14 protein-coding genes and 1 pseudogene are annotated in these 7,036 nt (G+C 58.7%); 9 read left to right on the forward strand and 6 right to left on the reverse strand.

Translation table 11 applies throughout. The annotated features are described in order from the left end of the window. Window positions 1–111: 111 nt before the first annotated feature. Window positions 112–399, reverse strand: a complete 288-nt coding sequence (locus KBY58_RS12410) for a hypothetical protein (protein WP_255004632.1) — start codon at window positions 397–399, stop codon at window positions 112–114. Window positions 400–531: 132 nt separating this feature from the next. Here KBY58_RS12410 and KBY58_RS12415 point away from each other — a divergent pair, with 132 nt between their 5' ends. The 7 genes from KBY58_RS12415 to KBY58_RS12445 all read left to right on the forward strand — a co-directional run bounded on the left by KBY58_RS12415 (window position 532) and on the right by KBY58_RS12445 (window position 3,281). Beyond that, window positions 532–786, forward strand: coding sequence for a type II toxin-antitoxin system Phd/YefM family antitoxin (locus KBY58_RS12415; protein WP_254933636.1), 255 nt, complete (start codon window positions 532–534; stop codon window positions 784–786). Between the two features lie 3 nt (window positions 787–789). Next, window positions 790–1,203 carry a type II toxin-antitoxin system VapC family toxin gene (locus KBY58_RS12420; RefSeq protein WP_255004633.1) on the forward strand — a complete coding sequence of 138 codons (414 nt, stop codon included), beginning with the start codon at window positions 790–792 and terminating at the stop codon, window positions 1,201–1,203. Window positions 1,204–1,386: 183 nt separating this feature from the next. After that, complete coding sequence (locus KBY58_RS12425) at window positions 1,387–1,809, forward strand: type II toxin-antitoxin system Phd/YefM family antitoxin (protein ID WP_255004634.1); 423 nt, start codon at window positions 1,387–1,389, stop codon at window positions 1,807–1,809. Window positions 1,810–1,913: 104 nt separating this feature from the next. After that, window positions 1,914–2,060 (forward strand): hypothetical protein, encoded by a 147-nt coding sequence (locus tag KBY58_RS12430; RefSeq protein ID WP_255004636.1) that lies wholly within the window; start codon window positions 1,914–1,916, stop codon window positions 2,058–2,060. Window positions 2,061–2,187: 127 nt separating this feature from the next. Beyond that, on the forward strand, window positions 2,188–2,499 hold the full coding sequence (locus tag KBY58_RS12435) for a nucleotidyltransferase family protein (RefSeq protein WP_255004638.1): 312 nt from the start codon (window positions 2,188–2,190) through the stop codon (window positions 2,497–2,499). Then, window positions 2,489–2,758, forward strand: a complete 270-nt coding sequence (locus KBY58_RS12440; RefSeq protein WP_255004639.1) for a DUF86 domain-containing protein — start codon at window positions 2,489–2,491, stop codon at window positions 2,756–2,758. The genes KBY58_RS12435 and KBY58_RS12440 overlap by 11 nt, the downstream gene beginning before the upstream one ends. 298 nt (window positions 2,759–3,056) lie before the next feature. Next, entirely contained in the window at window positions 3,057–3,281 is a 225-nt protein-coding gene (locus KBY58_RS12445; RefSeq protein WP_254933638.1) for a hypothetical protein, read from the forward strand. Window positions 3,282–3,440: 159 nt separating this feature from the next. On the opposite strand, the gene KBY58_RS12450 is transcribed toward KBY58_RS12445, so the two are convergent. From KBY58_RS12450 to KBY58_RS12460, 3 genes are all read right to left on the reverse strand, one after another. Then, on the reverse strand, window positions 3,441–3,839 hold the full coding sequence (locus KBY58_RS12450) for a type II toxin-antitoxin system VapC family toxin (protein WP_254933639.1): 399 nt from the start codon (window positions 3,837–3,839) through the stop codon (window positions 3,441–3,443). Next, window positions 3,836–4,156, reverse strand: a complete 321-nt coding sequence (locus tag KBY58_RS12455) for a type II toxin-antitoxin system Phd/YefM family antitoxin (RefSeq protein WP_254933640.1) — start codon at window positions 4,154–4,156, stop codon at window positions 3,836–3,838. Before KBY58_RS12455 ends, KBY58_RS12450 begins: the two co-directional genes overlap by 4 nt. Window positions 4,157–4,550: 394 nt before the next feature. Then, complete coding sequence (locus tag KBY58_RS12460) at window positions 4,551–4,889, reverse strand: hypothetical protein (protein WP_255004641.1); 339 nt, start codon at window positions 4,887–4,889, stop codon at window positions 4,551–4,553. Window positions 4,890–5,347: 458 nt separating this feature from the next. On the opposite strand from KBY58_RS12460, the gene KBY58_RS12465 reads away from it, so the two are divergent. Together KBY58_RS12465 and KBY58_RS12470 are read left to right on the forward strand one after the other, a co-directional pair. Next, window positions 5,348–5,581: a DUF433 domain-containing protein gene (locus tag KBY58_RS12465; RefSeq protein ID WP_254933642.1), complete on the forward strand. Its 234-nt coding sequence runs from the start codon at window positions 5,348–5,350 to the stop codon at window positions 5,579–5,581. Next, window positions 5,578–5,892, forward strand: coding sequence for a DUF5615 family PIN-like protein (locus tag KBY58_RS12470; RefSeq protein WP_255004642.1), 315 nt, complete (start codon window positions 5,578–5,580; stop codon window positions 5,890–5,892). The genes KBY58_RS12465 and KBY58_RS12470 overlap by 4 nt, the downstream gene beginning before the upstream one ends. A 413-nt stretch (window positions 5,893–6,305) precedes the next feature. On the opposite strand, the gene KBY58_RS12475 is transcribed toward KBY58_RS12470, so the two are convergent. Further along, entirely contained in the window at window positions 6,306–6,629 is a 324-nt protein-coding gene (locus KBY58_RS12475; protein WP_254933645.1) for an ArsR/SmtB family transcription factor, read from the reverse strand. A gap of 175 nt (window positions 6,630–6,804) precedes the next feature. Next, window positions 6,805–7,036: pseudogene (locus tag KBY58_RS12480) on the reverse strand (sodium:calcium antiporter); the annotation flags it as partial.

Below are 7,036 nucleotides of genomic sequence, written 5' to 3' on the forward strand. Positions count from 1 at the left end.
TAATTGATGATGACTGCGAGCTCCTGCAACGAGGTCTCGGGGGTGATTTCAGCCATTCATCACAAGCGGCTTAGCGCTCTGCCTGGGGCGCTGTCTTTGTCGGAAGAATTGCTATTGATCGTCTTCCGGTAAAGCGGCCAGCTCAAGCTCCAAGAGCTTGCGGAGATTCCAAACCGTGGGATTGCGATTGTTAAAACTGAACAGCCGCATGTTGCCCAGCCGGCGGCTCAGCAAGACGCCTTGCTCCTCCAGTCGCTTCAACTGACGCTGGGTCATGTTGAGGCCAAAGCCAAAGGTCTTGGCGATGCGCTGGGCATGGCCCTCGCCGTAGCACTGCAAAAACAGCAGCACGCATGCCGCGGTCTTGTTGCCAAATAAAGCTTCCAAGACAGGGTTCATCGAACAAGCCCGCCGCTGAGCAACCCCCAATAGGGGTTAACTGATAGCCATTTTGAGTGGGCCTTCGCTGGGGAGAAAGGCCCTCGCGAGCCCTTTAGACTAGTCAACAAACTAGTCTGATGCAAACAAATCATGACCATCTGGCCTGTGCAGCACGCAAAGGCGCGCTTCAGTGAGTTGCTCGACGCCTGTCAGAGGGAAGGCCCCCAGGTGGTGTCGCGGCGCGGCACCGAAGCCGCGGTACTCGTGCCAATCGAGCAGTGGCATCGCCTACAGGCTGCCGCCAGGCCCAGCCTCAAGCAGCTGTTACTGGCACCTAATGCCCGTATCGAAGAGCTTGTGCCACCCCGCGGTGGTGCCCGCCGTCGGGCTGTGGTGGAGCTGTAGGCCATGGCCTTTTTGCTCGACACCAACGTGGTGTCTGAACTACGCAAGCGAAGCCCCCATGGCGGCGTGCTCGCCTGGATTCAAACTGTTGATGATGCCGATCTACATCTAGCCAACGTGACCATCGGCGAAATCCAGGCCGGGATCGAAATCACCCGAGAACAGGACCCTGCCAAAGCAGGCGAGATTGAAGACTGGCTTGAGCAGGTCTGCACCACCTTCAACATCCTCAACATGGATGGCCCTGCATTTCGCCGGTGGGCACAGCTGATGCACCGCCAGTCCGAAACCCTCTACGAGGACGCGATGATCGCCGCCATCGCCAAGGTGCATCAGCTCACGGTGGTTACCCGCAACGTGGCCGATTTCAGCCGTTTAGATGTTCCCCTGCTGAACCCATTCACTGGGGGCGGCTAGCCGAGCTAACAGGGGCGACAGAATTAACTACAGACCAACCAACCACTCCCCATTGATCTAGGCGGTTATCTGCACCCTATTAAGGCCCAGCCAAAGGGAGCACATTGGCGCTGTTCAGGGGAAGCCCCAAAGGCCAACTTGAATTCATCTCACCGAGGCAAATCCCATGACTACCAACATCTGTTGCTGCACCGTTTGTGGTTGCGGCTGTGGCAAGGCCGGCTGCACCTGCGGCAAGGCATAGTTAACGTTCCGCCCAACGCCGCACCATGGCGGAAGGCGGCTAAAATTATTATTAATGAAGCGCCAGGCGTACCTGAAGTAGTCGCAAACCAGGTGTCGGTGCGTGATCTCAAGACCCATCTCTCCGAATGGCTCGGCCGCGTGCAGGCCGGTGAGGAGCTGGAAGTCACCTCCCATCGCAAACCGATTGCCCGCATCACGGCTGTGAAGCCAGCGGACTCAGGGATAAACAATCCCATGCAAAAAGCGATTGATGCGGGTCTGATCAGCTGGAACGGTCAGAAGCCCAACTTGCCCCCTCCCGTGCAGTTGCGGGGCCAAGGGAAGTTGCTTGGCGCCATCGTGATTGAGGATCGGGGTTGAGCTGGTGATCCTTTTCTGTGACACCAGCGCCCTGATGAAGTTGCTGGTATCTGAAGCCCAATCAGAGCAGATGCAGCAGATCAGCGCCAATGCCCATTGCCGATATGTTTGCGCTTCGCGGATACGACAGCGTGCAGCTCGCCGCAACCCATGAACTCCATGTCAACGCTGAACAGCCCGTTCTCTTCGCCTGCTACGACCGTCGATTGAATCAAGCCGCCGAGCTCCTGCAGCTGGAGGTGCTGCCATGACCACCACACCAGCTGCCGCCAGCGAGCAGGGGCTTGAGGCCGTGGCGGGCCAAGCAGGAGAAGACTGCTGATGGCGAGGCCAGGAACAGAACGGCTGATCAGCCGCTTTCCTGAGCACAATGGATCTATGAGCATCGCCCTTGCCAAGCCCCAGCTGGACGCCATTTCCGTCGCTTGCCGGCGGCATCACGCGGCGCGCATGCATGTGTTTGGCTCGGTGCTCAGACCCGATTACCGGCCTGGTGAGAGCGACATCGACCTGCCAGTGGAGTTTTTGCCACTCGCCCCCCCCAGTCTCTACAAGGTCTACTTCGCGCTCCTGAACGATCTGTGCGTGGGCCTGGCCTCGCGCGTCGACCTGGTGATGGCCGATGCCGTCCGCAATCCCTACGTCAAACAAACCATCGAGGCGAGCAAGCAGCAAATCTATGCAGCGTGACCCCCGGGCCTATCTGAGCGACATCCTGGAGGCTGCAGCTGCCATTCAGGAAGCAACCATCGCGGCGGTCGAACGTGAATTCATCATCATCGGTGAAGCCTTGAAGCAGATCTCACAGCGAGATCCACAACTGTTTGCGGTGATCCCAGAAGGTCGACAAATCATCGACTTCCGCAATCTGCTCACCCACGAGTATCTGAATGTGAGTCTTCAGGTTGTCTGGGGCGCTATCCAACAGCTCGACAAGGAACTCACCTGACCATGGCAACCTCCACCGAGATCCGTCAACACTTAGTCGATGCAGTTCGCGTCGACTTGATCGGCCCAAGTTGGGGCGACGTTGCCCGATGCCATGAACAGATCAACCAGCCACCAGAGGAACCCAATTCAATCCAGCCGCTACCATTAATTAAGGCCGTCTAAGTAGCAGCCGAGGAGTGACACCTTTCCTGAAAGTCACCGCACCGGCAGCAGCGTCAAAGGCCAGGGCGAACCTGGGAATCAGTGGGAGGGGGCACGACCCGCCAGAATCAGCACACCTCGTCGGTTCACGCCAAATGTCTGATCACAGCCCCCGCGAAATGATCCGGGCCCACGCCTATCCCGTTCTGGCTGCCGTCAGCACGGTGGCATTGGTCGTGATTGCTGCATCCCTGGCCCCTATATCCCAACAGGCGAAATACCAAAACCGTTGCGTAGAAGAGATGCTGCGCCAAGTCGGGACCAAAGCACCAGCGATTGTGCATGCGATCGCGGTCAATAGGTGCAGCGGTGGCTCGTAGCGCTCAGCGCCTCCACAAACGTGTATTGCCCCTGGCGCTGTACCAGCCCAAGAGCAGCTGTTGCCGCCCTTACTTGGAACGCAATAGCTGGTGGATCAGGTAATCGAGCACTCCTTACGCACCACCAAGCCAGCTATGTGCTCAAGGATCTTTTGGATCTCACCAGAGGATTTGGCAGGGGAAGGTGGAGAGCTGGGGATCGGCGCTGAGCAGCACCAGATGATCCAGTTCGGCCTGGGCGGCCAGCATGCGATCAAAGGGATCACGGTGGGGCTGGCTGTAAGCGCCCGCCCGCAGGCCATGGGCCAGGGAGATCGGCAAACCTTCAAAGCCATCGGCCTGCAGTAAACCAGACAGATCGTTGATGGCGCCGTCCAGTTCGGGCAGCTTGCCCTGGTGGTGCTTGAGGCTGAGCTCCCAGACAGAAGCCGCACTCACCAGCACTGGCGTGGCTGGGTTGCTGAGCAGCTCGCGCACTGCGGTGGAGAGGCGATCGGGATCAAACCACCACCACAGCAAAGCGTGGCTGTCGAGCAAATAGGACTCGCTACTGCTCATGGCTGCGGCACCTCAGCCAGTAGGGGGCTCGATTCCCAGAGCTCCAGCTCACTGGGGTCGATGGGTTCGAGCAGCACGTTGGGCTGGCTGAGGGGACCCCGGCTGCGCAACCGGCCAGGGATGCGCTGGGGAACCGGCGGCGCCAGGGGCATCAGCCGCGCCCAGGGTTTGCCGGCCTTGGCGAGCACGATGGTTTCACCGGCATGGGCCTCATCGATCAGGCGCGACAGATGGGTTTTGGCCTGGTGCACGTTCACCATTCGCATGGAATCCCCCTGCATGGCACCCTCTGCCATTAACTGAGTTAGTTTAGCCATGGACTAAGTCCACTGTCATCTGGACTGCAGGACATGCTCTTGCTACTGGTGTAGGGCCTCGGTCAGGGCTCCCAGCGCCTCCTGGTGGAGGAAGGCCGGGTGCTGATCGAAAAGGAACCCACGGAGGGATCGCCTGGCAGCGAAGGCCTGCAACGGCTGCCAGGGCCCACGCCGACTACGGAGCTCAGGGCGGTTCGCGACACACCGTGCTGGCCTTTCCTGGCCTGCGGCTGATCAGTCCATCGCCAGATTGACCAGCTGCTGGGCCCCTATCTCCCAAAAGGCGAAACACCAAAACCGTTGCGTAGAAGAGATGCTGCGTCAAATCGGGACCAAAGCACCAGCGAATGTGCACGCGATCGCTGGCAATAGGTGCGGCGGTGGCTCGTAGCTCTCAGCGGCTTTTAACGCAGTAGCTGCTGGAGCTGAACCAGCCCAGCGGGCAAGAATTACCGGTTTTCTGGATCGCCTCGCGATTATTGCTGGGGCTGCTGAGGCAGTAGTTGCCCGAGCCATAAAAGCCCAGGGGGCAGCTGTTGCCGCTTTTCTCAATGGCGCCACGGGTATTGCCGCCCTTACTGGGCACGCAATAGCTGCCGGAGCTGTAGTAACCGATGGGGCAGCTACCCGCTTTTGGCAGGGGCCGCACCGGCTGCTGGGCCAGGGCGCTGCTGGCAATGGCAGATAGCAGTGTCAAGGCAGCGGCAGCTGAAAGCCAGATTGGTTTTGGCATGGCTGTCATACGAGATCAGGTCGTGGCTGTTTGAGTGATGCGGCAGAGGCGATTGATCTGCTCGGCCTGCTCCTTCTTTTGCCAGAACCACAGCTGTGAATGCCCACCACTAAAAGCATTTGTCAAATGCTTCATCGAGCACCGTGAGCACCACCATTTAGCTCGTCCCCACCATTGATGCCCGGCTAGAGCTGATCCAACAGGGGATGGATGAACTTGAGGATTCTTACCTGGGTGCCCTGGAAGCTGAGCGGGTGCGAAGGGGTGAATCAAGCACCCGCTCCATTGATGTCGTGATGCAAGACATTGGGCTGGGCAGTTGAGATTTCCAGTGGGTGATTACAGGCTTCTCTGCGAGCTGATGGTCGAACGCATGATGGTGCTGGAAGCCTGGGATTGGTTGCTTGGGAGCTGAGAGCCCCTTCCCTCACTAGAATTGTTCCAATTACGCGGCGAACATGACCAATCTGCTCGATCGCATCACCATCCAGCCAGCCATCTGCCACGGCAAGCCCACTATCCGCGGCCTGCGCTACCCAGTTGAGCTTCTGCTCGATCTGCTCGCCGCTGGGGCCAGCCATCAAGAGATCCTCTCTGATTATCCGGATCTTGAGGACGCTGACATTTGCGCTGCACTGGCCTATGCCGCACAACTGACCCGCGTGCAGAGTGTTGAACTGCTCTCCGCATGAATTCACTGCCGGCTGAAGGTTGCGACACACTGCATACGTTGGATCTTCCGGATGGCAACCGCACACCCGATGCATTGATTAGCACACTTGCTGATCAACAACAAAGAGTGGTCTTTAGCAAAGATACTGACTTCATCCAGAGCCATCTACTGCAAGGCACGCCGAGGCAGCTGCTGGTAATCGCCACAGGCAATATCCGCAATGCAGAGCTCAGCGCACTTGTGCTCAATGCACTTCCTCTTCTAAAAAACCTTTTTGCAGCACACCAACTGGTTGAGTTGCATCGCTCCGCCATTATCATTCGCCAATAATCCAGCCCATATCTCATCTGCGCAGACGTTGCTGCAATTACAGCTGGCGGCACCCAATACTTCCCCAAGCAGAAATGTTTTCAATCACGCCCGTGCACTGCAGCTGACGGCCTGATCCGACCAACAGGAGCCCGAGCCTGCTCCCTCCCCGGCCAAAGTGGGGGCAATGAACTCAGAACAGCTCCAGGGCCTGGCCGTGCTCGCTCTGGCGATGGTGCCGGTGGCCCTGCTGTGGTGGATCTGGATCCGGATGCTGCATTAACGCTTAAGCCACGTCTCAACCAGGGCCCGTGCCCCCGGCACCGCAAACACCGACACCGCCGCTGTAGCGCCGAGGTCGCCGCCGATCCCCGCCAGCCTGGGATCAAAACCCCATCCAGTAGGCAATGGAAGAATTCCATGCTGGAAGCCGTTTAGGTGGATTGGAATTGCAGCAACTGGTTTTCAAGCCTTTGCTTAAGGCGGGATTGGACAAGATTGCACAACTGATCGACCAGATCACCCTCGGTTTCCCAAATCGTGCGGACACCATCACGCTCGCAGCGCACCAGGCCCGCCCGCTGCAGCTGGCCGAGCTGACGGCTGATGTGGGACTGGGAAAAGCCTGTGGCATCAATCAGGGAGACCACATCCATGGCGCCGCCGCGCTTGAGCTGACTGAGCAACTGCAACCTTGCTGGCTCGCTCAGCAGCCGAAAGAACTGGCTGTATTCCTCCAGCAGCTGGGGGGAGGGCATGGAGAACGGCTCACCCATTGCAATCACCTATGACGATAAAAGCATCATGGCTGGCGCCACCCCGCTTGCACCCCATCTCAGCGACAGGGTGTTCAGGGAGTGGTTTTCTATCCTGCCCATCGGCTCGGCCTTGATGAGCGGGCTCGAGGCTTGGAAGCGTCAACCCATCCACCTATTAGGTAGTTCGGGATTTCCTCATCCAGGCCAAGGCGCTCCAGGTGACAAACACCAGCACCGCCGGCAGAACCGCCACCAAAACCACCAGCCGAAATTCATCCACTGCCGCGGGGAGCATATTCAGCACCAATTGCTCCACCAGATAGAGGCCATAGAGCCCCAAGAGCAGACCGCCTTCCAGCCTGGTGATCACGCCACCACTCCAGAAAATTGGCACGCAGACCAGGGTG

Origin of the sequence: Cyanobium sp. HWJ4-Hawea, assembly GCF_024345815.1 — a bacterium.
Lineage (GTDB): Bacteria > Cyanobacteriota > Cyanobacteriia > PCC-6307 > Cyanobiaceae > Cyanobium_A.